Genomic DNA, 26,542 nt, shown 5'->3' on the forward strand with positions numbered 1-26,542 from the left:
GAGCTTTCCGGTCCCCTACGATCGGCGTCCGGGCACGACCAGCAATGTCAGCAGCGCACCGGCCGCCACCACGACGGCGCCGGTCAGCTCCACCGGACGGAAGGCGATGCCCGCGCCGAGCATCGTCATGAAGGCGGCCACCGCGATCGCCCCGCCGATGTGGCTCATCGACTCGAACAGCGCCGAAGCAGTCCCCCGGTCGTCCTCCGGAGCGTCGCTGATGCACTCACGGGTGAGCCCCACGAAGATCGGGCCGGAGGCGAGACCCCACAGCAGCAGCCACGGCAGCAGTTGCGGCACGCTGTCGCTGAGGGCGATCAGCGTCAGCGCCAGCGCGCACAACGCCATGGCCGTCACCACGATCGTGCGCGCACTGAACCTGCGCATCAGCAGCGGGGCCAGCGTCGAGCTGATCGCGCCGCCCACCAGGACCGGCGACAGCGCCAGGCCGGCCGCGTCGGCCGTGAGCCCGTACCTCTCCTGCAGGGCCAGGCTGCCGATCACGACCAGGGCGGTGTACCCGGCGCAGTACGTGCCGAACGCCAGATAACTGCCGGCGCGACGCCGTGACGCGAGCAGGCCGGGATTCACCATCGGGTGGGCAGACCGCCGTTCCACCACGACCATGAGCGCCAGCAGGGCCAGCCCGCCGAGCCCGAGGAGCGGGGAATTCTCCTGCAGACCGAGCAGAAGCACGACCAGTCCGCTGCTGACCAGCACGGCGCTCGTCGCGTTGAGCCGCCGGCCGGACGCCGTGCCCGGCCGGTCCCGGGGCAACAGGATCCGGGCGCCCAGCAGCGCGATCACCCCGACGGGCACGGTCACCAGGAACACCCAGCGCCACCCGAGCCGGGTGGTGAGCACCCCGCCGAGCATGGCGCCGGCCAGCCCGGCCGACCAGGCCGCGAAAGCGATCACCGAGAACACCCGGCTGCGCCACGGTTCGGTGTCGAACTCGCCGCCGGCCGCGGAGAGCGCGGCGGGCAGGGCGAACGCCGCGGCCATGCCCTGCAGCGCCCGACCGGCGAGCAGCACGGGAAGGTTCGGCGCGAGCCCGGCCAGCAGCCCGGCGCCGGTGCACACCGCCAGGCCCGCCAGCATGACCCGGCGGCGTCCCCACACATCGCACACCCGGCCGCCGAGAACCAGGAAGGCGCCGATGGACAGCGAGTAGAGACTGATCACCCACTGCAGGACGCCGGGCCGCAGCCCGAACTCGTCGCCGATGGCCGGCAGCGCCGTGGCGACCGCCAGGCTGTCGAAGAGCACCAGGAACGAGGCGCTCCCGAGCATCAGGGCGAGCGCCCAGGAGCGGGCCGGTGACCGCACCAGTACGTCAGTCATGCACTGTTCCTCCCCCGTCGCGGGACCTCCAGCCCTCACCCGCCACTCTGTCACCCGAGCGGGTGAACCGCCTCCGGTGACAGCGCGTACACCAGGGTGGGGACGCCGACAGGACGGAGTCGACCTTGTTTCCTGCCAACACTCTGGAAACCACCCTCCTTCATGTACGGCGCGGAGAGTCACCGCCCGAGGCGTTGCTGGCCGCGCTGGCCGACCACCCGGTGTGGGTTCCCCTGCCGTCCGATCCATCCGGCTCGGCAGGCGGCGGCGGGCAACTGCCCATCACCACCATCGGCGGCGAGCCATACGTGATCGTCTATACCTCCGCCGAGCAGCTGGCCAAGGCCGGCGCGGGCAACCGCAGGCAGATCCGGCTCACCGGCCGCCAGCTGGCCGACCGGATCCCCGCCGAACTGGGCTTCGTCGTCAACCCGGGCTCGGCGACCGCAGTGCCGGTGGCCGCCGAGCGGATCGGCAGGTTGCGCGGCCACCGGCGGGACACGAGTTCGCGCATCCTGCTCGGTGTGCCCCGCCCCGAGCCGTACCACCTGCTCGACGCCCTGATCGGCGGCTTCCGGGCCAGTTCCGGCGTGATCGAGGCCCGGCGGGCGCTGCGCAGCATCGACGACGGCCCCGGCACCCTGATGATCGGTGTCCGCCCCGACCGTCGCGTCCCCACCTGGCAGCGCGACGTGCGCGCCGCCGTCGACTACGCCTCCCGGGTGAGTCCCGTCCCGAACGACATCGAGGTCCTGCCGTTGGACGAGCAGAGCTCGGTGGCCACGTGGATGCTCACCCGGACACAGGCGTTCTACCACCGGTGACCCGTGGTGCCACCGCCGCGGCGGCGTCCTCGCCGGAGCGGATCGCGCCGTCCATGTAGCCGTACCAGCGGGTCGCCGTCTCGGCACCGGCCCAGTGCACGCGGCCGGCCGGTGCCCGCAACGCCGGTCCGTAGGCGGTCCACGCGCCCGGCGGGAACAGCGCCGCATACGCGCCGCGGGTGTACTCCTCGCTGTTCCAGTCCCGTTCGACGTATGCGACCGGCCGGGCGGCCGCCGGACCGAACAGCCGCACCAGCTCGTCGAGCACCAGGCCCCGGCGCTCCTCGGCGGACCGGCCGGCGAGACGGCGTGCCACCGCGCCCTCCAGGACACCGGCCAGCACGCCGTGCCGTCCGGCGGGTGAACCGCTGTCAGCCACCGCGGCGAGCGGCCCGCGCAGGCTGAGCGCGTGACCGCTGAGCCCCGCGTCGCGCCAGAACGGCGCGGCGTACACGATCATGCATTTGATCGTGCTGCCCATGGCGAGGCGCTGGGTCAGAGCGTCCCGCGCGGCGGGCAGCGCGGGCTCGTGCACGATGCGCCCGGCGAGTGTCGGCGGGACCGCGACGACCACCTGGTCCGCCCGCACGCTCACCCCGGAGGCGGCCGTGACGACGACACCGGCGTCGTCCTGGGCGATCCGCCGGATCGGCATGCCGAGCCGGACCCGATCACCGAGATCCCGGGCCATGCGTACGGCCAGCAGGTGCGCGCCACCGTCGAGCATGTCCTGCTGCGCCCCGCCGTCGGTGGCCATGACGGCACGCAGCCCGCCGGCCGCCCGTACGTAGAAGAGCGCGTGCAGCAGCGACAACTCGGCCGGTTCACAGGCCCACAGCAGCCGTGTGGCCAGGGCGAACAGTCGCCGCCCGGCCGGGGTCAGCAGGGTCCGGCGGATCCAGGACTCCAGCGTCACCCCGTCCAGGCGGTCCGCAGCCGGACCCCGCCACGGCACCTCGGGGTCGACGGTCCGGGCGAGCCGTTCGAACCGGGCCTCGGCCTGCGCGAAGTCCAGCATCGCCGCCGGTGACAGCCGCGGCACGACGCCCCGGAACCGCCCTGTCCGGCCGGACTCGTGTTCGACCAGGTGAACCCCGGCCGTGTGGGTGCGGAACACCGGCACCCCGAGTTCGGCCGCGAGAGCGTGGACCCGGTCCTGGCCCGGCCCGGCGAACTGTCCGCCGAGCTCGACGCGCTCGCCGTCGATGAGAACGCTGTCGACGCGCCCGCCGACCCGGTCGCGTGCCTCGCAGACGATGACGCCGATCTCGCGGCGGGAGAGTTCCCGGGCGCAGGCGAGCCCGGCCAGCCCGGCGCCCACGACGACGACTTCCACGTGATGGTGCACAAGAATCTCCTGGTGGGTGTCCAGGTTCGCCACACAGCGAACCCGTCAGCGCACCCACCTACCACCACGGCGCCGACTCGAACGGTCAGTAACCCCGTCAATCTATCCGGTCAGGAGCTCACCAGCTATCCGGTCAGGGGCTCACCAGGCCGGCCCGGTAGGCGGCGATCACCAGCTGGACCCGGTCGCGGGCGGCGAGTTTGGTCATCAGCCGGCCGACGTACGTCTTCACGGTGGGCATGGTGATGTGCAGGCGTTCGGCGATCTCGGAGTTGGTCGCGCCGAGCCCGATCATCGTCAGCACCTCACGCTCCCGATCGGTCACGCCGTCGAGGTCGGGTGCGGCCACGGCCGCTTCCGGGGGACGGCCGGCGAGCATCCGGATCAGGTTGCGGGTGACGCTCGGCGCGATGAGCGCGTCACCTGCCGCGACCACCCGGATGGCGGCCACGATGTCGTCGAGCGCCATGTCCTTGACCAGGAATCCGGAGGCGCCGGCCTGCAGTGCGCCGTAGACGTAGCCGTCGTCGGGGAAAGTGGTGAGCACGACGATCCGGGGAGGCCGATCGTCGTCTGCGGCCGGACCGGTACCGATGATCTGCCGGGTGGCCTCGATACCATCCATCCCGGGCATCCGGATGTCCATCAGGATGACGTCAGGCCGCAGGTCACGGGCGAGACGGACCGCGTCGGCGCCGGTCTCCGCCTCGCCCGCGACCTCGATGCCGTCAGCGTCGGTGAGAACCATGTGAAGCGCTGTCCGGACGAGTGCGTGATCGTCGGCGAGCAGCACGCGAACCGTCACGTCCGGTCCGCCCCGGCCCGCGCCTCACCCGGACCGCCGGGATCACCGGGATCGATCGGCAGGTGGGCCGCGACCCGGAAACCGCCCTCGGCCCGGGCGCCGGCCGTGAGTGCCCCGTCCAACAGGGCGGCCCGCTCGTGCAGGCCGATCAGCCCGAATCCGCCATCGGCGCTGCCGCCGTGGTGCGGGCCGTGCCCGTCGTCGACGACCTCGATCCGCAGGTCGGCGGACCGGTATTCGACCGAGATCCTGCAGGTCGCGGCATCGGCATGGCGCAGCACGTTGGTCAGTGACTCCTGAATGATCCGGTACGCGGAGAGTTCCACGTCGGCGGGCAGGGGCCGGCGCCGCCCCGCCCAGTCGACCCGGACGTCGACGCCGGAACCCTCGGCGGACCGGACCAGGTCACCGACGTCGGCCAGGGTGGGCGCGGGCCGCAGGGGCGCGTCCTCGTCGTGGGGCATCCGCAGGCCGCTGAGCATGCGGCGCAGACCGGCGAGGGTCTCACGGCTGGTCGACTCGATGTGGAGCAGCGAGTCCCGGGCGCGTTCGGGCTGAGTGCCGATGACCCGGGCCGCCGCTCCGGCCTGCAGGGCGATGACGCCGACGCTGTGGGCGACGTGATCGTGGAGCTCGCGGGAGATGCGCAGCCGTTCGGCCATCACACTCTGGGCGGCGGCCTGTTCGCTGAGGCGCAGCGCGTAGTCGTGAGCCTGCCGGATCGAGTACCCCAGCAGCAAGGCCACCACCAGAGGCAGGACCACGAACGCCGTCCAGCCGGTCCATGCTTGCGGGAGATCACCGAGCCGGAGGGTCACCGGTAGCGCGCCGAGGATCGGGACGAGCGCGACCGCCCAGGTCCACGGTGGTCGGGTGGCCACCAGGTAACCGAGCACGATGTCGGCACCGAGCAGGAACTGGGCCAACAGCTGGTCCTCGCCGTTGGCGAGACCGTCGTGTCCGACCGCCAGGATCAGCGCGACGGGAGCCGTGGCCAGAAGACACAGCGCGAGCAGCGGCCGGGTGCGGATCAGCCGGCACGCCACGACGGCCGCGGCCACCGCCACCGCGATCACGGCCCAGCGCCAGGCGGGCGGCGCCGGAAGACCGGTGGGCATCCCCGGAAGCCCGAGGTGGGCCCGCAGCGTGCTGAAGGCCGAGATCGCCCAGCACAGCGCCACCCAGCCGGCAAGCGGCAGGCGGCGGATCCGCAGCGGTGAGGGCATGCGGCTGATCGTATCCGCGGGCCGGTCCGCCGCCATCCGACCACGGAACGACTACCACGGTATGAGGCCGGCGGGTGCCACGGGCCGATGACGATCAGTACCGCCGGGGGCGATCGTGGTCGGCATGATTCACGTCGAAGATCTCGTCAAGCGATACGGGGCTATCACCGCCGTGGCGGGGTTGTCCTTCACCGCCCGGCCCGGCCGGGTCACCGGCTTCCTCGGGCCCAACGGCGCCGGAAAGACCACCACGCTGCGGGTCCTGCTCGGCCTCGACTCGCCCACCGGCGGCAGCGCCACCATCGGCGGTGTCCCGTTCCGGTCGCACCGGCGCGGGCTGCGGCACGCCGGTGCGCTGCTCGACGCCCAGCAGGCGCACCCCGGGCGTACCGCCGCGGTGCATCTCGCCGCCCTGGCCAGAGGCAACGGCCTGTCCCGGCGCCGGGTCGACGAGGTGCTGGGCGAGACCGGACTGTCCGGGGTGGCCGGCCGTCGGGTGGGCACCTTCTCGCTCGGGATGCGGCAACGCCTCGGGGTGGCGACGGCGCTGCTCGGCGACCCGCCGGTGCTGATCTTCGACGAGCCGGTGAACGGGATGGACCCGGAGGGGGTGCGCTGGGCGCGTGGGCTGTTCCGGCGGCTGGCCGCCGAGGGCCGCACGGTGTTCCTGTCCAGTCACCTGATCGGTGAGATGGCGGCGACGGCCGACGAGCTTGTGGTCGTCGGGCAGGGCCGGCTGCTGGCGTGCGGCCCGGTGACGGAGCTGACCGGTTCCGCCGGTTCGCTGGAGGAGGCGTTCTTCGCGCTGACCGAGGGCAGTGTCGACCACCGTGCCGGGGGTGCCCGATGACCGGTCTGGTCGCGTCGGAGTGGCTGAAGACCCGCTCGCTGCGGTCGACGTGGTGGTCGGCGGCGCTGACCGTCGCCGCCGTCCTGGTCGCGGCGGCGATCGACCGCGACGGGGTGTTCCCGCTCGCCGGTTATCTGGTGCTGATCGTGGCGGCGACGAGTTCGGGCGCCGCGTCGATGGTCGGGGAGTACGCCAGCGGGCTGATCCGGGCCACCGCGGTGGCGGTACCGGCTCGCTCGCACGTGGTCCTGGCCAAGGCCGTGGTGCAGGCTGCCGTGTGGACCGTGGTCGGCGCGCTGGCCGCGGCGGGTTCGCTGGTGGTCGACGGCACGGTGTCGGTGACGCCGGGGGAGTTGTCCGGAGCGGTCCTGGTCGGCCCGGTCTGCGCGATCGTGGGTCTCGGGCTGGCGGTGCTGCTGCGTCAGGCCGGAGCGGTCTACGTGACCGGGATCCTGCTGCTGGTGGCGCTTCCGCAACTGCTGACCGGCGACAACGTGGTGGTCAGAGCGCTGCACCACGCGATGATCCTGCCGGCGTGGCAGCGGCTGACGCTCGCTTACGGGCCCGCGGAAGCGGTCGGTGACCTGTACACGTCGGCCGGCGCGGCGTGGCTGTCCTATCTCCTGTGGCCTATCGCGGTACTCGGTGCGGCGTTGGTCGTTCATCATCGGCGTGACGTCTGACCGGTTCCCGCGTGTTTCGGAGTTGCTGCCGCTGGGCTAGGCTGACCATCAGATCAGTGTTCCGAAAAGGTTTTCAAGAATGTGATGCGGGAGAAGATTTCTTGTCAAGGGCCACTCTTCGCGACGTCGCCAAGCTCGCCGGGGTCTCGGTCGCGACCGCGTCCAAGGCGCTCAACGGTCAGCCTCAGGTGCGCGCCGAGACCCGCGAGCGGGTCGTCCGTGCGGCCGAGCAGCTCTCCTTCTCGCCCAACACGCTGGCCCAGGGCCTGATCACCCAGCGCAGCGGCACGGTGGGCCTGCTCACGTCCGACCTGGAGGGCCGGTTCTCGATCCCGATCCTGATGGGCGCCGAGGACGCGTTCGGCTCCGACCAGACGTCGGTGTTCCTCTGTGACGCCCGGGGCGACGCCATCCGCGAGAAACACCACCTGCGCGCGCTGCTGTCGCGGCGGGTGGACGGTTTGATAGTGGTCGGTGCCCGGCCCGACACCCGGCCGTCGCTGGGTGACCTGCCGGTTCCGGTGGTGTATGCGTACGCGCCGTCGGACGATCCGGCCGACCTGTCGCTGATCACCGACAACGTGGGCGGCGGCCGCACCGCGGTCGACCACCTGATCCGCTGCGGACGCCGCCGGATCGCGCACATCACCGGCGACCCGGGTTACAGCGCGGCGCAGGACCGGGCCCGGGGGGCGGTGGAGCGGCTCACCGAGGAGGGCCTGGAGCTGGCCGGCGGCGAGGTCTGGTTCGGTATGTGGTCCGAGGCGTGGGGGCGGGGTGCGACGCGGATGCTGCTGGACCGTTGCCCCGAGGTGGACGCGATCTTCGCGGGTTCCGACGAGATAGCGCGTGGCGTGCTCGATGTGCTGCACGAGGAGCGCATCGATGTGCCGTCGCGGGTGGCCGTGATCGGGTTCGACAACTGGAGTGTGCTGGCCGTCAACTCGCGTCCGCCGCTGACCACCATCGACCACAACCTGGAGCATCTGGGCCGCATCGCCGCGCAGCGCCTGTCCGCGGCGATGGACGGCGTGACCGGCTCCGGAGTGGAGACGTTCCCGGTCCGCCTGATCACCCGGGAGTCCACGGCGCCGCTGCGCTGACCTGACGCGACCGTCCACGGCCGCCCGCCCCGTCCCGGGGTGGGCGGCCGTTCTGCGTGCCGCCGCCGGGCGAGAGCTGCCTGGGTGGGCGGCCGTTCTGCGTGCCCGCATGGCGCTCCCACCTGACCCTCGGGTAAGACTCTTAACAGGAACATGTTCGTTTCAGTTAGGTGAGCACGCAAGTCCTTGACAGAAAAAGTTCGATGATGCGTGAATGTGTGAACCGCAGCCGGTAATCGCTCTCTCACGGCCGTTTCTCTCGCTAGGAGTCGTCCACATGAACGTTCGATCGAACCGGAGCCGGGCGGCCGTCCTGCTCGGGACCGTCCTGTTTGCCGCGATGTCCGGGGCCTGCGCCAAGTCCGAGGAACCCGCCTCCACCGCCGGCGCCGGATCCGCGCCGGCCGCCACCCAGGCCGTTCAGTCCGCCGCACCCGGCGCCGCGACCTGCACCCTCGACCAGTTCGGCGGCACCAAGGTGGACCTGAAGACCGCCAAGGTCGGCTTCTCCCAGTCGGAGAAGGAGGCCAACCCGTTCCGGATCGCCGAGACGCAGTCCATCCAGGACGAGGCCGCCAAGCTCGGCATCACGAACCTCACGACGACGAACGCGAACTCACAGTTCAACAAGCAGATCAGCGACGTCGAGCAGATGATCGACTCGGGCGTGCAGCTGCTGGTGATCGCGCCGCTCAACTCCGACGGCTGGGACTCGGTGTTCGCCAAGGCGTCGGCCAAGAAGATCCCGATCGTCACGATCGACCGCAAGATCAACGCCACCGCCTGCAAGGACTACCTGACGTTCATCGGCTCCGACTTCGCCGAGCAGGGCAAGCGCGCCGCCGACGAGATGGCCAAGGCGCTCGGCAACAAGGGTGAGGTCGCGATCCTGCTGGGTGCGCCCGGCAACAACGTGACCACCCTGCGGACCAGCGGCTTCAAGGACCAGATCGCCAAGATCGCCCCGGACATCAAGGTCACCTTCGAGCAGACCGGCAACTTCTCCCGCGAGGAGGGCCAGAAGGTCGCCGAGCAGCTGCTGCAGTCCAACCCGAACATCAACGGCATCTACGGCGAGAACGACGAGATGGCACTCGGCGCCGTGACGGCGCTCAAGGGAGCCGGCAAGAAGGCCGGCGACGTCAAGATCGTTTCCATTGACGGTACGAAGGGCGCCGTCCAGGGCATCGTCGACGGCTGGATCAACGCCGTCATCGAGTCGAACCCGCGCTTCGGCCCGCTGGCCTTCGAGACCGCCACCAAGTTCTTCGCCGGTGAGCCGGTCGGCCAGGACATCATCATCTCCGACCGCGCCTACGACGCCAGCAACGCCAAGACCGACCTGAACAGCGCGTACTGACCGCCCGGCCCGGCGACCGGATCCGTCCGGTCGCCGGGCCCGCAACAGGGAAGGCGGTCGCCGGATGGCGCTGCTCGAGGTCGTCGACGTCTCCAAGACCTTCCCCGGCGTGAAGGCGCTGGACGGGGTCTCGTTCACCCTGCAGCCGGGGGAGGTGCACGCGCTCGTCGGTGAGAACGGCGCGGGCAAGTCGACGCTGATCAAGGTCCTGACCGGCGTCTATCAGCCGGACCGCGGAGAGATCCACTACCAGGGACAACCCCGCTCGTTCGCCGCGCCGATGGACGCGCAGCGCGCCGGGATCTCCACCATCTACCAGGAGGTCAACCTCATCCCGCTGATGAGCGTGGCCCAGAACCTGTTCCTCGGGCGCGAGCCCCGCAACGCCGTCGGCATGATCGACCGCGGCCGGATGGAACGCGAGGCCCGCGAGATCCTCGCCGAGTACGGCGTCACCGCCGACGTCCGGCGCCGACTCGGCACCCTGCCGCTCGGCGCCCAGCAGATGGTCGCCCTCGCCCGCGCCGTCATGATCGACGCGCGGGTGGTCATCATGGACGAGCCCACCTCCTCGCTCGAGCCGCGCGAGGTGCAGACCCTCTTCTCGGTCATCCGGCGCCTGCACGGCCAGGGCATCGGCATCGTCTACGTCTCGCACCGGATGGACGAGCTGTACGAGATCTGCGAGTCGGTCACCATCCTGCGCGACGGCAGGCTGGTGCACACCGGCAGACTGGCCGACCTCGAACGCATCGAACTGGTGTCGCTCATGCTCGGCCGCGAGATGTCCGAGGTTCGCCGGCAGGGCTTCACCGAGTTCGGCGGCGACCACGAGACCCCCGAGGGTGCGGGCCCGGTCCTGCGGGTCGACGGCCTGACCAGCCGCACCAAGCTGCACGACGTCACCTTCGACGTACGCCCGGGCGAGGTCGTCGGCCTCGGCGGCCTTCTCGGCGCCGGCCGCAGCGAGACGATCAAGGCGATCGGCGGCGCCTACCCGCTCGACGGCGGCACCGTGGAGGTCGACGGCGTCTCGCTGAAACGGCCGACCACCGAACGCGCCGTCAAGGCCGGCATCGCGGTCCAGCCCGAGGACCGCAAGGCCGAGGGCATCGTGGCCGGGCTGTCCGTACGCGACAACATCGCCCTCGCCGTGCTCTCCAAGACCAGCCGTTTCGGCATCGTCTCGGACGCGAGGATCGACGAGATCGTCCAGCGTTACATGTCCCGCCTGCGGATCAAGGCGTCCGGACCCGACCAGCGCGTCGGCGACCTCTCCGGCGGCAACCAGCAAAAGGTCCTGCTCGCCCGGCTGCTCGCCACCGGCCCGAAGGTCCTGCTCCTGGACGAGCCCACCCGCGGCATCGACGTCGGCGCCAAGGCCGAGGTGCAGAGCCTCATCGAGGAACTCGCCGCCGAAGGGCTCGGCGTCGTCCTGGTCTCCTCCGACGCCGAGGAACTCGTCGAGGGCTCCGACCGGGTCGTCGTGCTGCGCGACGGCGCCGTCGTCGGCCACCTCACCGGCGACCGGGTCACCACCGAAGACCTCATGGCGAGCATCGCCGCGGCCGCACCGGAGAGCCCCGCATGACCACGACAACGATCAAAACCAGACCCACAGACCTTTCGCGGGTACGGACATGGCTGCCCGAATACGGCGTCTACCTCGCCATAGCGCTGCTGATCGCGTACAACATCGTGTTCACCCCGTACTTCCTGACCGTGAGCAACCTGCGGATCCAGCTGATCCAGGTCGCCCCGATCGTGATCGTCGCCCTCGGCATGGCCCTGGTCATCGGCACCGAGGGCATCGACCTGTCGGTCGGCTCCGTGATGGCGCTCGCGGCCGCTCTCATCCCGCTCTACCTCGGCTACGGCGTCGTCGCGGCGATCCTCGCGTCCCTGGTGGCGGGCCTGGCCGTCGGCCTGATCAACGGCCTGCTCGTGGCGAGGGTCGGGTTGCAGCCGATCGTCGCCACGCTCGCGCTGTTCGTCGGCGGCCGCGGCCTGGCCGTGGTCGTCTCCGACGGGAAACTGAAGGACATCCGCAACCCCGGCATGCTCTACCTGGGCTCCGGTGACCTGTTCGGACTGCCGGTTCTCGTGTGGATCGCCGCGGCGCTGGTGCTGGTCGTCGCGTTCGTGGTCCGCCGGACCGTGTTCGGCCGCCGCCTGCTCGCCGTCGGCGGCAACCGGCCGGCCGCCGAGCTGGCCGGTCTGCCGGTCAAGCGGGTGCTCATCACCGTCTACGTGACGTGTGCGGTGCTCGCCTCGATCGCCGGCCTGCTGTCGGTGGCCCGCATCCAGTCCAGCGACGCCTCCGCGGTCGGGCTGCTCATCGAGTTGTCCGCGATCACCGCGGTGGTCGTCGGCGGCACCCCGCTCACCGGCGGCAAGGTCAAGGTCGTCGGCACCGTCGCCGGCGCGATCCTCATGCAGCTCGTGATCGCCACCATGATCAAGCACGACCTGGGCCCGTCGACGGCCGAGATGGCGCAGGCCGTCATCATCCTGGTCGCCGTCTACGTGGCCCGCGAGAGGACGACACGATGAAGACCCTGAACGCCGGGGTCCCGGCCACCGCGGGCTCCACCGGCCCGAACGGCGTGGAGCGGACCGATCGCACCGACCGGATCGTCGGGCTCGTCCAGCGTCAGGGTGCGCTCGCCGTGCTGGTCACGGTCACGCTCGTGGCGCTGGCCGTGTTCCCCGACTTCCGCAGCCTCGACAACGCCGGCACGATTCTCGTCGCGGCCGCGCCGCCGATGCTGATCGCGCTCGGCATGACGTTCGTGATCCTGACCGGCGGCATCGACCTGTCGGTCGGGTCGCTGTACGTGCTCGGCGGGGTGCTCGCGGCCTGGGCCTCCCAGTACGGATTCGTGTACGCGCTGCTCGTGCCCCTGGCCGTGTGCGGGGGCATCGGGCTGTTCAACGGGCTGCTCATCGCGTACACCCGGATGGCGCCCTTCATCGTGACCCTCGCCGCGCTGCTCGGTGCCCGGGGCGTGATGCGGGCCATCAGTGATGAGGGCTCGACCACCTACGTCGTCGAGAGCGACGCGTTCGGCACGCTCGGCACGGGCTCGCTGCTCGGCATCGGCAACCAGGTGTGGCTGGCCGCGCTGCTGGTGCTGATCGGCATGGTGGTGCTCGCCCGCACCGGCTTCGGGCAGTCGGTGTTCGCGCTCGGGGGCAGCGAGGACGCCGCCGGGCTCATGGGCGTCGCGGTCCGGCGTACCAAAATCGGGGTCTATGTCTTGTCCGGGCTGTTGGCCGGTCTTGCCGGGGCCGTCAACGCGGCCAAGCTCGGCTCGGGCGTCACCGTCCTCGGCGCCGGCATGGAGCTGGACGCGATCGCGGCCGTCGTCATCGGCGGCACTCTGCTCACCGGCGGCGCGGGCAGCATCGGCGGCACGGTCGCCGGTGTGCTGCTGCTCGGCGTCATCCAGAACATGATCAACCAGGTCGGTGACCTGAACAGCAACTGGCAGCAGGTGATCAGCGGCACCTTCCTGGCCGTCGTCGTGGTCGCCCAGACCGTCCTCAACCGCCTCCGCCGAGTCCATTAGCCCACCTCTGCGCCAGGTTCACGATCGTGCCGACTCCCCGGGCGCGATGCCCACGCACCCAACCCGACCCGACCCGATCACCCAGCAATGCCCTACGCACCCAACCCGACCCGACCTGATCACCCAGCAATGCCCTATGCACCCAACCCGACCCGACCTGATCACCCAGCAGAACCCCACGCACCCTTCCCAGGCCGACCCGATCACCCAGCGGTGTTCGGCGCACCCTTCCCGGGCCGGGAAGCAGCCATATCACGGGGCCGGCCCCCGAAAACAGCCCACGATGATCGTCCAGCACCGGGAAACGGCGGTCATCCCTACGCAAGCCGACGACCACGACCACGACCACGACCGCGACCACGACCACGACTGCGACCACGACCGCGACCACCCGACACCTGACGGCCCGCGAGCTCCGCAGCCGAGTCACCTCAGGGCAGGGGAACCCAGACCCGAGATACGACTGACAGCCGCACACCCCGACTCGGAAGCGCGCCTACGGAACCCGGCCTGGCGGTCCCGGCATCCCCGCCTCCGCGCGGCCCGCGTCCTCGGGCCGCGCGGCGGAAACCTTCCCCGGACCGGCCGCTGACAGGAGCCGTTACGCTGCGCCGCCGCTCGGGCAGACGCTGCCCGAGCGCATCATCCGGTCGAGTCAGCGCTGTCCGGCCTCCTGCGCAACGACAACGGTCAGAGCAACATCTTCCACACGCCGACCTCCGGAATCCGGCAGACGGTCTGGCTGGAGCCGACCGCCACGTCATCGATCTTCTCGGTCGATGCCTACCCCGCCATCATCAACAACACCTCGCGGGTACGGGGTCTTCACGCGCGGAAGCGTCACCGGCCACAGCGTTCTCGCCGAGGCCATGAACGGCTCGGCGGTCGTCGGCGCGGCCACAGGCGGCTTCACCGAGTTCGCCGTGCCGGTGTCGAACGCGCGGCGATGGTCGCCTGACGACCCGGTCCTCTGCAACTGCGGGTGTCGCTGCGGAACGGCAGCGGGACCACGGTCGACCGGGTGACGAACTACTTCGGCATGCGCGAGGTCGGCACCAATCTGGTCAACGGCGAGCTCCGCCCGACCCTCAACGGCGAGTTCGTGCTCCAGACCGGCACTCTCGACCAGGGCTTCTGGCCGGACGGGCTCACACCGCGCCCACCGACGCGGCGCTGCTCTTCGACCTGCGGAAGCACAAGGACCTGGGCTTCAACATGTTCCGCAGACACCTCAAGACCGGACCGGCCCGCTGGCCCGGCAGGACATCCCGTCCACGCCGACGTTCGACCAGACCCGTACCGCCGCCCAGATCGCCCGGTTCGAGACCGCCACCTGAAACGTCTCGGCGCCGGCGCTGCGGCGCAGCGGTTGTCCTCCCCGTCGGCGTGCGACGGTCACCGCAGGTCACCACGTGGGGCACACCGACAGTTACGTACGGCACGCCTCCGACCTGGGCCGGACCGAGATCTCAACAGGGGCAGCAGCGCGGTGCTGAAGAACGACGCGACCTTCACGGTACGGCGTGGCCTGTCCGACTCGTCCTGCTACCCGTTCGAGTCGGTCAACTACCCGGGCCGGTTCCTGCGGCACGCCGGCGGCCGGATCCGTCTCGCGGTTGACGAGGGATCGGCCCTGTTCACCGCCGACGCCACGTTCTGCGTCCGGCCCGGACTCGGCGGCACCGGCGTCAGCCTGGAGCCGATCAACCAGCCCGGCTCGTTCGTCAGGCACGTCGAGTCGCAGGTGTCGATCGCGGCGGGCGCCGGCAACGGCGGCAACCGCCCGCACACGCTGAGCGCGGACAGCGTCGGGAACCTGGCGGCGCCCTGGGCGCCCTGACCGGCGGCTGAGCGCCGGGTGGTCGTCATCGGCCGCCCGGCGCCTCGCTGCGCTCCAGCATCGCCACGGCGAGCCTGCTCAGATCGTCGGCCAGCTCGTCGGCCGGTGCGGTCATCCCGTCGCCCACCCACTCGATGATGACCTCGGAGATGCCCGCGACCAGCGCCAGCATGGTCCGGTCGAAGCGCTTGTCGTCACCGTGAGTCTCGTCGCCTTTCGTGCGCAGCATCGGGCGCAGCAACCGCCCGAACATGGCCGCCTCGGCACGCAGGAGACCACGCCGCCGCAGTTCCATTTTGGGCGCGTTCACATAGATCACCCGCGCCCGCTCCGGATTCTCGGCAAGCAGCCGCACCAGCGCCCGCATCACCGGGTCCAGAAGCTCCCGTACGGTGGCCGGTCGAGGAGGACTCAGCTCGACGAGCGAGCCGAGGAGCCAGTCGTTCTGCTCCCGGTGCACGGCCAGCAGCAGGTCCTCGCGGTCGGCGAAGTGATCGTAGAAGTACCGCTTCGACACCTTCGCGTGCGCGCAGACGTCCGCGACCGTGACCTCGTCATAGTCACGGCTCGCGAACAGGTGCACGGCCGCGGCGGCGATCCGGTCCCGCCGGTCGGCCTCCCGCTGTTCACGGGACCGGCCGGCGTAGTGGTCGCTACGCCGGACGGCGATTGCTGTCGCAGTGTCCGAATCGCCCATCGCTGGAAACCTTTCGCTGTTCCGGAACCAAGGTAGCCGTGGTTCCGCAACCGCTTTCTTTGGTTTTCCTTAAATCCTGATGTGCGCGTTCTCATCAGACGGTTCGCCGAGCCCGGCAGAGCGTTCCAGCCGGTCGGCCGGATCGTCGGGCGGCGACGGCATCGTCCTGACCCACGCGCCGGGACCTGCCGGCTTGGCGGCGCCGAGAGACCGCGGCCTTGCTCGGCGTCGGGGTCGCGGATAGGGTTCGTGTCGGAAAGCGCTTTCCTGCATGCGAGGAGGGGTCTGATGGCCGGGTTGACCGTTGACGATGTCGTGGTGGCCGAGTGCCCCGACACCCCCGACGTCGACATCCGGCTGGCCCCGCGCCCGTTCCTGCACCCGGTTCGCACGCTCCGCGGCGTCACCGTCACCGAGGCGTATCCGCAGGACCACCCCTGGCACCTCGGCGCCTCGGTCACCATGCAGGACGTCGACGGCGTCAACGTGTGGGGCGGCCGCACCTATGTGCGCGACGAGGGTTACGTCTGGCGTGACGACCACGGCCGGGTGCTGTCCGACGGGCGCACGCCGGTCCCCGGCGGCTACACCGAGAACCTGCGGTGGTGCGACGCCGAGGGCCGCCTCCTGCTGCGCGAACAGCGTTCGGTCACCGCCGGTCCCGCACCGCACGGTTGGCGGCTCTCCTTCTCGTACGCCCTGAGCACCCCCGCCGAGGCCGAGGTGACGATCGGCAGTCCCGCCACCAACGGCCGTACCGGGGGAGCGGGCTACGGCGGCTTCTTCTGGCGGGCGACCCCCGGCCGGGCGGTCGCGTTCACCCCGTCCGGCACCGAACCGCACGGTTCCACCGACCCGTGGGTGGCGATGACCGTCGACGACGCGTACACGCTGGTCTTCACCGGCCTCTCCGGAGCCGACCGCTGGTTCGCCCGCACGGGTGACTACAACGGCGTGTGCGCCGCCCTCGCCTACGAGGACACCCTGACCGTGAAACCCGGCACCCCGTTGACCAGGGACATCACGGTTCTGATCGCCGACGGCCCCCTCACCCCGGCCCAGGTGGCCGCCACCCTGTAGCCGGTCAGGGCCGCAGCGGGGCGGAGGGGTGGTCCGGGCCGGTGGTGGTCGCGGTCAGCCGGCCGCCGACGAGTGCGGTGAGGACCTCCGGCTCGGTGGCGGCGGGCCCGGCGAAAGCCTCCGGATCGGTCGCGTCGAGCAGGAACACGAAGTGCAGCGCGTTCCGCGGCGCGTAGTCGACGTCCAGGTAGCCGTCCGCGTCGATGCGCAGGTTCGCCTGCCAGGCTCCCTGACACAGCACGGCGACGAACAGCCCCAGGTGGTCGGCGTGCAGCAACTCGTCGGCGTGGTCGATCAGGACGGCGAGATCAGCGGTGGCGCTGCCGTGCCCGTGCCGTTCGTGCAGACTGGCCGCGAGTGAGTCCCAGTTGCCGCTGAAGTAACCCGGCAGGTCGACACCGCGCCGGAAGGCCGCCATCAGGGACCGCTTGTCCAGCAGCTCCCGCCCGTCGAGCCGTGCCACCGCCCCGCCGCGCTCGCGGAGCCGCTCCGCCTCCGCCGGCACCCACGGATCGTCGGCCCGGGTGAACACCACCCACGGCTCCTGCGGCTGGGTCAGGGTCGGCGCATCCACGCCGATGATCCTCGCACGCTAGCGTTACGCCGTGACGAGCGTCGAGGACGTGCTGGGCCGGGACGCCTGGCGTGAGCTGAACGAGACGATGCTGCCGGAGATCCGCACGATCCGGCGTCACGGGCCGGGCCGGCTGCGGCGGGCGGCGTTGAAGGCACTGGTCCAGCTGGGCGGGGAGAAGGCCCTGGACCCGGATGATCTGGCGGTGCTGCGGAGGCTCATCGCGATCAAGCGGCCAGGTGACCGGCCGCATTCGCTGGGCGGCTGCTGGGACCACTGGCTGGCGGTGCGCGGTGGTGACCGGGAGGGCATCCTGCGGGTGCTCGGACTGGATCGGACGGCGCCTTCCACGTACGCCATGGGTCAGGTTTTGATCGATCACCTGGGTCATGGCGGCGCCGAGGAGGGGCGGTACTACCGGCACGTGTTCGTCTCTCCCGAGATCAACGGCTGGACCCTGGTGTACGGACCGAGCTGCGACCCTGACCTGCCGCGCGTCCGGGAGTGGGTGTCCGAGCTGAGCGCCCGCTACGGCGACGCCCAGGCCTACTACTACGGCAGCCGTGGCGACGGTGACTCGTGGCTCATCGGTGTGCGCGGGGAGATCGTGCGCTGGTGCAGCTCGCTGGAACCGGAGACCGCGACCGGTGAACCGCTGCCGGTCGAGCACCAGGTCATGGCCGAGCTGGAACTGACCGGGCGGCCGGAGCACCTGGACGACGAGGACGGCGAGCAGACCGACTTCTTCTTCGAGTGCAACGCGCCGCGGGTGGCGCGGGAGCTCAGCGTCGACGCGGTGTGGGTCGACTTCCCGAAGGACCCGGTGGTGTCGGGCCGTGCGGTGATCGCCTGGCCGTCCGCCGACGATGACGTCAGCGTGTTCAAGGGCTGTTACGGCGTCGACGTCTGATTACCATCAGTTGCAGTTCGCATGCGGTTCGAGGAGGACCTCGGTCATGGCGTTCGTGTTCGCATCCCTCTCCGTCTCGGTCGACGGCTTCGTGGCCGGCGACAACCTCACCGCCGAGCGGCCGTTCGGTGACGCCCCGGCCGACCAGCTGCACCGCTGGATGTTCGAGACCCCCGAGGAGAACAGCGCGGAGATCGACGCGATCGTCGACGCCGACGCGTTCATCATGGGCCGCAACATGTTCGGCCCGATCCGCGGCCAGTGGGACATGTCCTGGACCGGCTGGTGGGGCGACGACCCGCCGTACCACAAGCCGGTCTTCGTCCTCACCCACCACGCCCGCGAGGACCTGCCGATGGCCGGGGGCACGACCTTCCACTTCGTCACCGGCGGCATCCACGAGGCCCTGGACCAGGCGCGCAAGGCCACCGGCGACGGCCGCATCGCGATTGCGGGCGGCGCCGCCACCGTCAACCAGTTCCTGGCCGCGGGTCTGATCGACGAGCTGAACCTGCAGATCTCCCCGGTCACCGTCGGCTCCGGCCAGCGCCTCTTCGACGGTGTGCCGCCGCTGAATCTGGAGCAGATCGGCTCCCGTTCCGCGTCGCTGGTCACGCACGTCAGGTACCGGATCGTCCGGTGACCTGCGCCACCCCGGCACCCACCGGCTTGCCTCGATAGGCGAAGCTCGACGGCTGTGACGTTCCTCCGCTGGCTGGGTTTCGCCGGATCTCTGATGCTCGCCGGGGCCGGCTGGCTCGGTGGGGCGCTGCCCGGCGCCGACCTGGCCACGGATCCGGTGAAGGTCGCCCGCAGCGAGTTCGGGCCGATCATTCTCGGACTCTGGGTCGTCGGGACGGCGATTCAGGCGTGGGCCTGGTGGTCGGGCCGGGACCGGGTGCCGACGCTGCGGTGGGCGGCCTGGACGGCGGTGCTGTGGCTGCTGCCGTTCCTGTTCGTGCCGCCGATGGGCAGCCGGGACGTGTACTCGTACGCCTGCCAGGGTGAGATGTTCCTGCACGGCATCGACCCGTACTCGTACGGGATCAACGCCCTGCCCTGCACTTGGCTGGGGATGGTCTCCGAGATCTGGCGCGACAGCGTCACCCCGTACGGCCCGTTGTTCCTGGTCATCGCCGGTGCCGCGGTGAAGCTGGGCGGTTCGCTGACCGGGATCGTCGTGATGTTCCGGCTGGTCACGCTGGCCGCCGTCGTCGCGGTCGCGGCCTGCCTGCCGGCGCTGGCGCGCCGCTGCGGCATCGAACCGCGGCGGGCTGTCTGGGTGGCGCTCGCCGGGCCGCTCGTCGGGGCACATCTGCTGGCCGCGCCCCACAACGATGCGGTCATGATCGGGTTGCTGGTGGCCGGTCTCTTCCTTGTCGTACGGGGAGACGCGCGCCCATTGCCGCTGCTGACGGGCGGCGCGCTGCTGGGACTCGCGGTGGCGGTGAAGGCGACCGCCGTCGTGGTCGTCCCGTTCGCTGTCCTGATCGCGGCCCGCCCCGCGGCCAATGCCGCGTCGAGGCTGGTCGCCGGCCTGCGCGCGCTGCCCCGGCCGGCGCTGCTGGTCGGCGGCTCCTCCGTGGCGGCGCTGGCCGGTGTCACGCTCGCGAGCGGGCTGGGCTTCGGGTGGATCCCGGCGATGAAGGGCAGCGCGTCGGTCATCCAGTTCACGTCACCGCCGACCGCTGCCGGGATGACGCTCACCTACGCCGGCCAGCTGGTGCATCCCGGCTTCGACGCCGTACCGGCGGTGCGTGCGCTGGCCCTCGTGACGCTCGGCGCCGTACTCCTCATGCTGTTGATCGGAACCCTTCGCGCCGACGACCGTGAGAAGACCGCCTTGCGGGGCGCCGCCGTGGCGATGGCCGCCGTGGTCCTGCTGTCGCCCGTATTCCACCCCTGGTACGTGTTCTGGCCGCTCACGCTGCTCGCCGCGACGACGCTGCGCACCCAGGCCTTCATGCTGATCGCGATCGTCTCGGCGTTCTCCGTCCTGCCGGACGGCGGCGGACTGCCCAGGTTCGTCAAGTTTCCCGGCGCGCCGTTGATGACGGTCCTGCTGGTAGTGCTGGTGGTCCGGTTTATCAGGCGGCGCACAGCCTCGGCACAACCGGATCCTCAGGAGGCGGCCTTTCCTTGAGTCGTCCCGCTCCGTGACGCTCAAGGATGGCCCGCATGCCCGCTGTCTCCATGTCCCGCCGATCCTTCGGGGCGGCCCTGCTCGGGGTGGTCGGCCTGGCCGTCGTCGGGGGCTGCTCGAAATTGCCCGCCGCATCGGCGGGAAGCGGCATTTTCGATGACGGCCTGGTCCACGACATCGACCTGGCGTTCGAGCGGGCCGACTACGACGCGATGATCGACGCCTACCTGAACGACCAGGACAAGACCTGGATCGAGGCGACCGTCACGATCGACGGGACGACGTTCGAGAAGGCCGGGCTGCGGCTCAAGGGAAACTCGACGCTGCGAGGACTCGACCAGACGGGAGCGGCCGGGCCGGGCGGCAGCATCTCGTCCGGCAACCCCCAAGACCTTCCCTGGCTGGTACGTCTCGACAAGTACACCGAGGGGCAGCAGCTCGGCGGATACAGCGAGTTCGTGGTCCGCTCCAACAACACCGACAGCGCACTCAACGAGGCGGTCGCCCTCGAACTGCTCGGACTTGCCGGGCTCGCCACCCAGAAGTCGGTCTCCACCCGGCTCAGCGTCAACGGCGGCACCGAGGCGCTGCGGCTCATCGTGGAGAACCCGGGCGACAAATGGGACGCCGACAACTTCCCGTCCGCGGGAATCCTTTACAAGGCGGAGAGCGGCGGCGACTACAGCTACCGCGGTGACGACGCCGAGGCCTACAAGGATGTCTTCGACCAGGAGACCGATACCGATAACGCGAACGTCGCGCCGCTCGCCGCCTTCCTCAAGTTCATCAACCAGTCCGACGACGCCACGTTCGGTGCTGATCTCGGTAGACATCTGGACGTGGCCGCGTTCGCGACCTACCTGGCGTTCCAGGAGCTGGTCAAGAACTCCGACGACATCGACGGGCCGGGCAACAACTCGTACCTGCGCTACACGACCGAGAAGGATCAGTTCACCGTCGTCGCCTGGGATCACAACCTGACCTTCGGCGCCATGGGCGGCGGTCGCGGCGGTTTGAAGAACGGCGGCGGTGCTCCCCGCGAGGGCGGCGGCGGTGCTCCCCGCGAGGGCGGCGGCGGTGCCGGCCGGATGGGCGCGCGCAGCAACATCCTGGTCACCCGCTTCAGTGCGAACAAGACCTTCAAGGAGTCGTACGACGAAGCGCTCACCGGCCTCAGGACCTCGCTCTACACCAGCGGCAAGGCGGCCGAGATCCTCCAGAGCAGGGCGGCCGTACTTATCGCCGAGGCGAGCGACCTGATCAGCGCCGAGACCGTCACCAGTGAGTCCGCAACGATCAAGGGCTACTTCGCCTGACCGGACGCTCATCGGCGTTCATTTCGGCACGGACATCGTCCGGTTCCGTGCCCGCTCGGCCGTCCGCGGCCGGGGCTTCGCAGTCCAGCGGTTCGGAATTGGCCGGTGGAGGCGCGGCGGTGACGTCGTAGCGTCGGCGATGTGACCGTGGGATTCGTGGGGCTCGGCGTCATGGGCCAGCCGATGGCCCTCAACCTGGCCCGTGCCGGAACCGACCTGATCGTGTGGAACCGCAGCCCGCACCGGGCCGAGCCGCTGCGCGCCGCCGGAGCGACGGTGGCCGCCGACCCCGCCGAGGTGTTCGCCGCGGCGGAGACCGTCATCCTCATGCTGGCCAACGACCGGGTCATCGACGAGGTGCTGCGGCGGGGGAGCGGCGAGTTCGCGAAGCTGACCGGCGGGCGGACGATCGTGCACATGGGCACCACCGCGCCGGCGTACTCGGCAGGTCTCGCCGCTGACGTGGCCGGTGCCGGGGGGACGTACGTCGAAGCCCCCGTCTCCGGCTCACGCGGCCCGGCCGAGACCGCAGACCTGGTCGTGATGATCGCCGGCGGTGATCCGGGCGTGGAGGCTGTGCTGCGCCCGATGTGCCGGGAGATCGTGCGTTGCGGCGAGGTGCCCGGGGCGCTCCTGATGAAGCTGGCCGTCAACACGTTCCTGATCAGCATGGTCACCGGGCTGGCCGAGTCGTTCCACTTCGCCCGGCAGCACGGACTCGATCTCGCGACGTTGAGCGCTGCCCTGGACGCCGGCCCGATGGCGAGCGCGGTCTCCCGGATCAAGGGGCACAAGCTGCGGGACCGGGACTTCGAGGTGCAGGCGGCGATCCGGGACGTGCTGTACAACAGCGAGCTCGTCGTGGACGCGGCCCGGCAGGCGGGGATCGTGTCGCCGTTGCTGGATCTGTGCCGGGACCTGTACGCGGAGACGAATGGCGCCGGCTACGGGGTGGAGGACATGGCCGCGGTGGTGCGGGCCTTGGAGTCCCGGACAGAACGTTCTATCCGCTGAGGGTGGCGGGCGTGGGGGTGGTCGGTGTGTCAGATACCCGGACAGAACGTTCTATCCGCTGAGGGTGGCGGGCGTCGGGGTGGTCGGTGTGTCGGATACCCGGACAGAACGTTCTATCCGCTGGCCCCAGTAGACGCCGGTCAGGACCAGTCCGATCCCGGCGAGCGCGATCCCCGTCAGGTGGTCGCCGCCGAGACCGACTCCGATCAGTACGGCCCACACCGGCTCGGTGCCGAGCAGCAGACTGGCCCGGGCAGGGGAGGTCCGGCGGATGGCCCACAGCTGCACCACGAAAGCGAAGACACTGCAGCCCAGCGCCAGGTACAGGATGCCCAGCCACTCGCCGGTCCCGAATCCACCGGTCGTCAAGGGCCACGCGGCCACGGTGAAGACGACCGCGCCGACGACGGTCTGCAATGTGGTCAGTGTGACCGTGTCGTACGACGGCCGGCTGAGCCGCGCCGACAGGTTGACGTGCCCGGCACGAACCACGGCGGCGGCCAGCATCAGCGCGTCACCGGCCGACGGCGTACGCAGGCCCGGGCCCGCCACCAGCAGGATCACACCCACGGTGGCCGTCGCGGCGGCCAGGAAGAACCGGGGTGGCAGCCCGCCCTGCATCAACGGCGTGAGCAGGATCGTCAGGCTGATCAGCACACCGGCGTTGGTGGCACTGGTCAGCGACACCCCGTACGTCTCCAGAACCAGGATCGAAGCCTGCGTGACGCCGAGCAGCACACCGACGCCCAGCTCGCCTCGCTGCACCCGCCGTTTCAGCATCAGCGGCAGCATGGCGAACATCGAAACCAGATAACGGAGCGCCAGTACGGTGAGCACGCCACCCGCGACCACCAGCGTCTGGGCAGCCAGGTAGCTGCTGCCCCAGATGATCGCCACGGCCAGCAGAAGCAGGTCTCCAGTCACATCGAGAAGCCTGCGGCCCGTCGATACGGTAGACAAGAGGCCAACTGATGAACCGACGATGTAGTGGAGCCTTGTGGATCCGCATCACCTGAGGCTGTTGCGCGAACTCGGCGAACGGGGAAGCGTCGCCGCCGTCGCCCGCGCGATGCACATCACCCCGTCAGCAGTCTCCCAGCAGCTCAACACGCTGCAGCGATCGGCGCGGGTGCCGCTCACCGAACGTCACGGCCGACGGCTCGTGCTCACTCCCGCCGGCCGGGCCCTCGCGGCCGCCGCGGTCGAGGTGATGGCCGCCCTGGACCGGGCCGCCCGCGCCGTCGGCGACCACCTCGACGCGCCGGACACGCCGGTCAGCCTGGCGGCGTTCCACAGTGCCGGGCTGACCTGGTTCGCGCCCCTGATACAGCGGCTCTCCGAATCCGGCGGCCCACCCGTGCGCTGCAGCGACGAGGACGTGGCCCACGCCGACTTCCCGGCCCTCGTCGGTGATCACGATCTGGTGCTGGCACACCGCCTGGCGCACAGCCCGCCCTGGCCCGCCGACCGGCTCGCCGTCATCGAGTTGATCGCCGAGCCGCTGTACGTGGCGATGTCGGCCGGACATCCACTGGCCGCGAACCCCCGGCTGACCGCGGCCGAGGCCGGTGCCTGGCCCTGGATCAGTGTCCACGCGGGGTTCCCGCTGGAAGGGGTGCTGGCCGCCATCGCCGCGTCGGCCGGGCACCCGTTGGAGATCCGGCACCGGATCAACGACTTCACGGTCGCCGCGTCGGTCGTCGCCGCGGGCGAGGTGCTCGCGCTGCTGCCCGGCCTCACCACGGTCCCGGACCCACGCCTGGTGCTGCGGCCACTCGCGGACCTCCCGGCCACCCGGCACATCGACGTCCTGGCCCGCCCGGAAGCCCTGCACCGAGCCGCCGTCCGTACCGTTGTCGAAACCCTCCGATCCATCGTCACGCCCCCCGACCGTCACTCGTGACCGCGCCCACGCCACGCCCCACCGCCCTGAGCTGAGGCATCCCCACCCGCGTGGTGATCTGTGGCTGGCTGGTGGGCGTGGGTCGCCACGTTGTGGTCGTCCGCGGTCAGCGTGGTGATCTGTGGCTGGCTGGTGGGCGTGGGTCGCCACGTTGTGGTGGCCCGCGGTCAGCGTGGTGATCTGTGGCTGGCTGGTGGGCGTGGGTCACCACGTTGTGGTGGCCCGCGGTCAGCGTGGTGATCTGTGGCTGGCTGGTGGGCGTGGGTCACCACGTCGTGGGTGCGCGCCGGTCAGCGTGGTGATCTGCGGTCTGGCTTTCGGTGGGTCAGCAGGCGTTCTGCGGTCCGGGCTGGCCCAGGCAGGCGGTCAGATGCGGGGCGGCGGCGGTCAGCAGCTGGCGCCCGATCGCGGCGAGCTGGCCCACCTGTTCAGGGGTCAGCACGTCGAAGACCAGCCGGCGGGCCTCGCGGACATGATCGGGCGCGGTGGCCACGAGCGCTGCCAGGCCGGCGTCGGTGAGGACTGCCTCGACGCATCGTGTCTCGGTGGCGTCGAGTGTGGTGCGGCGCGACACCCAGCCGTGCTTCTCCAGGCGGGAGACGGCGTGCGAGAGGCGCGACGGCGATCCCGCCGCGAGGTGGGCGAGGCTTCCCATCCGTACGGCACGACCCGGCGCCTGTGACAACGAGGACAGGATCGTGTACTCGAAGAAGTTGATCCCGGCGTCCCGCTTGAGCTGGGCGTCGATCGCGGGCGGAAGGCTGGTGAGCACCGCCTGGAGCGCCATCCAGGCGCGCTGCTCGTCGTCGGAGAGCCAGGGGACGGCTGTGGGATCGCTCACGACTGAGAAGAATACGCGATCAACGACTTGAACGTTCAACACTTGCGGTGTCATGCTTCGTCTTGAACGTTCAAGTGCGACCATGCGAACTTGAACGACATTTCTCTTATTTCCTTTGATGGGGAGAATCCGATGGCTGTTCTGCGTGTCGACGCCAGCATCCTGGGCCCGAACTCGGCGAGCACCGAGCTGGCCGATCTGGTGGAGAAGGAGCTCTCCGGCACCTCGATCGTCCGTCGTCACCTGGGCGCGGACCCCCTGCCCGCGGATGCCTGGGCGACCGCCATCCACGCGGCCTACGTGCCCGCTGACCAGCGCAGCGACGCCCACCACAAGGCGGTCTCCCTGGCCGGCGAGCTGGCCGACGAACTCCGCTCGGCCGACGCGGTGATCCTCGCCCTGCCGTTCTACAACTACGGCGTGTCGCAGCACGCCAAGACCTGGATCGACCTGGCCATGGCCGGCGGCGAGAACGGTGAGAAGTTCCTCGACGGCAAGCCTGCTGTCGTCCTCACCACACGAGGCGGCGCCTACGGCCCCGGAACGCCTCGCGAAGGCTGGGACCACAACACCGACTACCTGCGCCGCGTGGTCGGCGACATCTGGGGCGCCGACCTGACCCTGATCGAACGCGAGTTCACCCTGGTGGGCGTGAACCCGGCTCTCGACGCCTTCACCGAGACCGCCGCCGTCATGCGGAAGTCCGCCCACGAGGCCGCCATCGAAGCCGGCCGCACCCTCGCAACCCGGGCCTGACCGCGCTGAGCGGCCCGGACAGCCGAAGCCGGCCGCAACCGAGCGGCCGAGCCTGACCGCGCTGAGCGGCCCGGACAGCCGAAGCCGGCCGCAACCGAGCGGCCGAGCCTGACCGCGCTGAGCGGCCCGGACAGCCGAAGCCGGCCGCAACCGAGCGGCCGAGCCTGACCGCGCTGAGCGGCCCGGACAGCCGAAGCCGGCCGCAACCGAGCGGTCGAGCCGTCGAGGCCCGACCGAAACGGGCAGGCCACCGGAGCAAATCATCAGGCGGAAATCTCCACCTCGAGCAGGACCACCCGCCGGATCCGGCTCGGATCGCACCGAGCCGGACCGGGGACGTGTGTCGGGCCGTG

General features: G+C 70.6%; 26 protein-coding genes. 17 read left to right on the forward strand and 9 right to left on the reverse strand.

Annotated elements, in window-relative coordinates; translation table 11 throughout:
• Positions 1-15: 15 nt before the first annotated feature.
• Entirely contained in the window at positions 16-1,344 is a 1,329-nt protein-coding gene (locus CLV67_RS36200) for an MFS transporter (protein ID WP_170154133.1), read from the reverse strand.
• 125 nt (positions 1,345-1,469) lie between these two features.
• Here CLV67_RS36200 and CLV67_RS36205 point away from each other — a divergent pair, with 125 nt between their 5' ends.
• Positions 1,470-2,168 (forward strand): enhanced serine sensitivity protein SseB C-terminal domain-containing protein, encoded by a 699-nt coding sequence (locus CLV67_RS36205; RefSeq protein WP_146169424.1) that lies wholly within the window; start codon positions 1,470-1,472, stop codon positions 2,166-2,168.
• On the opposite strand, the gene CLV67_RS36210 is transcribed toward CLV67_RS36205, so the two are convergent.
• The 3 genes from CLV67_RS36210 to CLV67_RS36220 form a co-directional block, all read right to left on the reverse strand.
• The gene (locus tag CLV67_RS36210; protein ID WP_239166657.1) at positions 2,137-3,549 is read right to left on the reverse strand and encodes a flavin monoamine oxidase family protein; all 1,413 of its coding nucleotides are present in this window, start codon (positions 3,547-3,549) and stop codon (positions 2,137-2,139) included. The two genes, CLV67_RS36205 and CLV67_RS36210, sit on opposite strands and share 32 nt — an antisense overlap.
• A 100-nt stretch (positions 3,550-3,649) precedes the next feature.
• A complete protein-coding gene (locus CLV67_RS36215; protein ID WP_106326738.1) occupies positions 3,650-4,321 on the reverse strand; it encodes a response regulator in 672 nt (223 codons plus the stop codon).
• Positions 4,318-5,547, reverse strand: coding sequence for a sensor histidine kinase (locus CLV67_RS36220; protein WP_170154134.1), 1,230 nt, complete (start codon positions 5,545-5,547; stop codon positions 4,318-4,320). The genes CLV67_RS36215 and CLV67_RS36220 overlap by 4 nt, the downstream gene beginning before the upstream one ends.
• 124 nt (positions 5,548-5,671) lie before the next feature.
• On the opposite strand from CLV67_RS36220, the gene CLV67_RS36225 reads away from it, so the two are divergent.
• From CLV67_RS36225 to CLV67_RS36255, 7 genes are all read left to right on the forward strand, one after another.
• Positions 5,672-6,397, forward strand: coding sequence for an ABC transporter ATP-binding protein (locus CLV67_RS36225; RefSeq protein ID WP_106326743.1), 726 nt, complete (start codon positions 5,672-5,674; stop codon positions 6,395-6,397).
• Positions 6,394-7,080, forward strand: coding sequence for a hypothetical protein (locus tag CLV67_RS36230; RefSeq protein ID WP_106326746.1), 687 nt, complete (start codon positions 6,394-6,396; stop codon positions 7,078-7,080). Before CLV67_RS36225 ends, CLV67_RS36230 begins: the two co-directional genes overlap by 4 nt.
• A gap of 101 nt (positions 7,081-7,181) precedes the next feature.
• Positions 7,182-8,183 (forward strand): LacI family DNA-binding transcriptional regulator, encoded by a 1,002-nt coding sequence (locus tag CLV67_RS36235; protein ID WP_106326749.1) that lies wholly within the window; start codon positions 7,182-7,184, stop codon positions 8,181-8,183.
• Between the two features lie 277 nt (positions 8,184-8,460).
• Positions 8,461-9,543, forward strand: a complete 1,083-nt coding sequence (locus CLV67_RS36240; protein ID WP_106326752.1) for an ABC transporter substrate-binding protein — start codon at positions 8,461-8,463, stop codon at positions 9,541-9,543.
• 64 nt (positions 9,544-9,607) lie between these two features.
• Positions 9,608-11,134, forward strand: coding sequence for a sugar ABC transporter ATP-binding protein (locus tag CLV67_RS36245; protein WP_106326754.1), 1,527 nt, complete (start codon positions 9,608-9,610; stop codon positions 11,132-11,134).
• Entirely contained in the window at positions 11,131-12,096 is a 966-nt protein-coding gene (locus CLV67_RS36250; protein WP_106326757.1) for an ABC transporter permease, read from the forward strand. The genes CLV67_RS36245 and CLV67_RS36250 overlap by 4 nt, the downstream gene beginning before the upstream one ends.
• Positions 12,093-13,115, forward strand: a complete 1,023-nt coding sequence (locus tag CLV67_RS36255; protein ID WP_106326759.1) for an ABC transporter permease — start codon at positions 12,093-12,095, stop codon at positions 13,113-13,115. Before CLV67_RS36250 ends, CLV67_RS36255 begins: the two co-directional genes overlap by 4 nt.
• Positions 13,116-14,346: 1,231 nt before the next feature.
• On the opposite strand, the gene CLV67_RS52220 is transcribed toward CLV67_RS36255, so the two are convergent.
• On the reverse strand, positions 14,347-14,514 hold the full coding sequence (locus tag CLV67_RS52220; RefSeq protein WP_170154135.1) for a hypothetical protein: 168 nt from the start codon (positions 14,512-14,514) through the stop codon (positions 14,347-14,349).
• On the opposite strand from CLV67_RS52220, the gene CLV67_RS52225 reads away from it, so the two are divergent.
• The gene (locus CLV67_RS52225) at positions 14,485-14,955 is read left to right on the forward strand and encodes an AbfB domain-containing protein (RefSeq protein ID WP_275414929.1); all 471 of its coding nucleotides are present in this window, start codon (positions 14,485-14,487) and stop codon (positions 14,953-14,955) included. The genes CLV67_RS52220 and CLV67_RS52225 overlap by 30 nt on opposite strands.
• Before the next feature lie 25 nt (positions 14,956-14,980).
• Here CLV67_RS52225 and CLV67_RS36270 read toward each other — a convergent pair whose 3' ends face one another.
• Positions 14,981-15,652 (reverse strand): TetR/AcrR family transcriptional regulator, encoded by a 672-nt coding sequence (locus tag CLV67_RS36270; protein ID WP_239166658.1) that lies wholly within the window; start codon positions 15,650-15,652, stop codon positions 14,981-14,983.
• Positions 15,653-15,940: 288 nt separating this feature from the next.
• On the opposite strand from CLV67_RS36270, the gene CLV67_RS36275 reads away from it, so the two are divergent.
• A complete protein-coding gene (locus CLV67_RS36275; protein ID WP_106326766.1) occupies positions 15,941-16,732 on the forward strand; it encodes a DUF6807 domain-containing protein in 792 nt (263 codons plus the stop codon).
• Positions 16,733-16,736: 4 nt separating this feature from the next.
• Here CLV67_RS36275 and CLV67_RS36280 read toward each other — a convergent pair whose 3' ends face one another.
• Positions 16,737-17,306, reverse strand: coding sequence for a barstar family protein (locus tag CLV67_RS36280; protein WP_106326768.1), 570 nt, complete (start codon positions 17,304-17,306; stop codon positions 16,737-16,739).
• Positions 17,307-17,337: 31 nt separating this feature from the next.
• Between CLV67_RS36280 and CLV67_RS36285 the strand changes: the two genes are divergently transcribed.
• From CLV67_RS36285 to CLV67_RS36305, 5 genes are all read left to right on the forward strand, one after another.
• Positions 17,338-18,216 carry a hypothetical protein gene (locus CLV67_RS36285; RefSeq protein WP_106326770.1) on the forward strand — a complete coding sequence of 293 codons (879 nt, stop codon included), beginning with the start codon at positions 17,338-17,340 and terminating at the stop codon, positions 18,214-18,216.
• Positions 18,217-18,262: 46 nt separating this feature from the next.
• On the forward strand, positions 18,263-18,859 hold the full coding sequence (locus CLV67_RS36290) for a dihydrofolate reductase family protein (RefSeq protein WP_106326772.1): 597 nt from the start codon (positions 18,263-18,265) through the stop codon (positions 18,857-18,859).
• A gap of 54 nt (positions 18,860-18,913) precedes the next feature.
• Positions 18,914-20,359 carry a polyprenol phosphomannose-dependent alpha 1,6 mannosyltransferase MptB gene (mptB, locus tag CLV67_RS36295; protein ID WP_170154137.1) on the forward strand — a complete coding sequence of 482 codons (1,446 nt, stop codon included), beginning with the start codon at positions 18,914-18,916 and terminating at the stop codon, positions 20,357-20,359.
• Between the two features lie 35 nt (positions 20,360-20,394).
• The gene (locus CLV67_RS36300; protein ID WP_203737463.1) at positions 20,395-21,675 is read left to right on the forward strand and encodes a CotH kinase family protein; all 1,281 of its coding nucleotides are present in this window, start codon (positions 20,395-20,397) and stop codon (positions 21,673-21,675) included.
• Between the two features lie 141 nt (positions 21,676-21,816).
• A complete protein-coding gene (locus CLV67_RS36305; RefSeq protein ID WP_106326777.1) occupies positions 21,817-22,689 on the forward strand; it encodes an NAD(P)-dependent oxidoreductase in 873 nt (290 codons plus the stop codon).
• A gap of 51 nt (positions 22,690-22,740) precedes the next feature.
• Here CLV67_RS36305 and CLV67_RS36310 read toward each other — a convergent pair whose 3' ends face one another.
• The gene (locus CLV67_RS36310) at positions 22,741-23,613 is read right to left on the reverse strand and encodes a DMT family transporter (protein ID WP_170154138.1); all 873 of its coding nucleotides are present in this window, start codon (positions 23,611-23,613) and stop codon (positions 22,741-22,743) included.
• Between the two features lie 73 nt (positions 23,614-23,686).
• On the opposite strand from CLV67_RS36310, the gene CLV67_RS36315 reads away from it, so the two are divergent.
• Positions 23,687-24,592 carry a LysR family transcriptional regulator gene (locus CLV67_RS36315; RefSeq protein WP_106326781.1) on the forward strand — a complete coding sequence of 302 codons (906 nt, stop codon included), beginning with the start codon at positions 23,687-23,689 and terminating at the stop codon, positions 24,590-24,592.
• A gap of 325 nt (positions 24,593-24,917) precedes the next feature.
• On the opposite strand, the gene CLV67_RS36320 is transcribed toward CLV67_RS36315, so the two are convergent.
• On the reverse strand, positions 24,918-25,433 hold the full coding sequence (locus CLV67_RS36320; RefSeq protein ID WP_239166659.1) for a MarR family winged helix-turn-helix transcriptional regulator: 516 nt from the start codon (positions 25,431-25,433) through the stop codon (positions 24,918-24,920).
• 132 nt (positions 25,434-25,565) lie between these two features.
• On the opposite strand from CLV67_RS36320, the gene CLV67_RS36325 reads away from it, so the two are divergent.
• Positions 25,566-26,189: an FMN-dependent NADH-azoreductase gene (locus CLV67_RS36325; protein WP_106326783.1), complete on the forward strand. Its 624-nt coding sequence runs from the start codon at positions 25,566-25,568 to the stop codon at positions 26,187-26,189.
• Positions 26,190-26,542: the final 353 nt, after the last annotated feature.

Source organism: Actinoplanes italicus, assembly GCF_003001815.1.
Lineage (GTDB): Bacteria > Actinomycetota > Actinomycetes > Mycobacteriales > Micromonosporaceae > Actinoplanes > Actinoplanes italicus.

Excerpts from the sequence above, each read along its gene's own strand:
- CLV67_RS36200 (WP_170154133.1), bottom strand. The coding sequence starts at position 1,344 with ATGACTGACGTACTGGTGCGGTCACCGGCCCGCTCCTGGGCGCTCGCC.
- CLV67_RS36255 (WP_106326759.1), top strand. The coding sequence starts at position 12,093 with ATGAAGACCCTGAACGCCGGGGTCCCGGCCACCGCGGGCTCCACCGGC.
- CLV67_RS36225 (WP_106326743.1), top strand. The coding sequence starts at position 5,672 with ATGATTCACGTCGAAGATCTCGTCAAGCGATACGGGGCTATCACCGCC.
- CLV67_RS36245 (WP_106326754.1), top strand. The coding sequence starts at position 9,608 with ATGGCGCTGCTCGAGGTCGTCGACGTCTCCAAGACCTTCCCCGGCGTG.
- CLV67_RS36220 (WP_170154134.1), bottom strand. The coding sequence starts at position 5,547 with ATGCCCTCACCGCTGCGGATCCGCCGCCTGCCGCTTGCCGGCTGGGTG.
- CLV67_RS36230 (WP_106326746.1), top strand. The coding sequence starts at position 6,394 with ATGACCGGTCTGGTCGCGTCGGAGTGGCTGAAGACCCGCTCGCTGCGG.
- CLV67_RS36270 (WP_239166658.1), bottom strand. The coding sequence starts at position 15,652 with ATGGGCGATTCGGACACTGCGACAGCAATCGCCGTCCGGCGTAGCGAC.
- CLV67_RS36275 (WP_106326766.1), top strand. The coding sequence starts at position 15,941 with ATGGCCGGGTTGACCGTTGACGATGTCGTGGTGGCCGAGTGCCCCGAC.
- CLV67_RS36300 (WP_203737463.1), top strand. The coding sequence starts at position 20,395 with ATGCCCGCTGTCTCCATGTCCCGCCGATCCTTCGGGGCGGCCCTGCTC.
- CLV67_RS36325 (WP_106326783.1), top strand. The coding sequence starts at position 25,566 with ATGGCTGTTCTGCGTGTCGACGCCAGCATCCTGGGCCCGAACTCGGCG.
- CLV67_RS36290 (WP_106326772.1), top strand. The coding sequence starts at position 18,263 with ATGGCGTTCGTGTTCGCATCCCTCTCCGTCTCGGTCGACGGCTTCGTG.
- CLV67_RS36250 (WP_106326757.1), top strand. The coding sequence starts at position 11,131 with ATGACCACGACAACGATCAAAACCAGACCCACAGACCTTTCGCGGGTA.
- CLV67_RS36240 (WP_106326752.1), top strand. The coding sequence starts at position 8,461 with ATGAACGTTCGATCGAACCGGAGCCGGGCGGCCGTCCTGCTCGGGACC.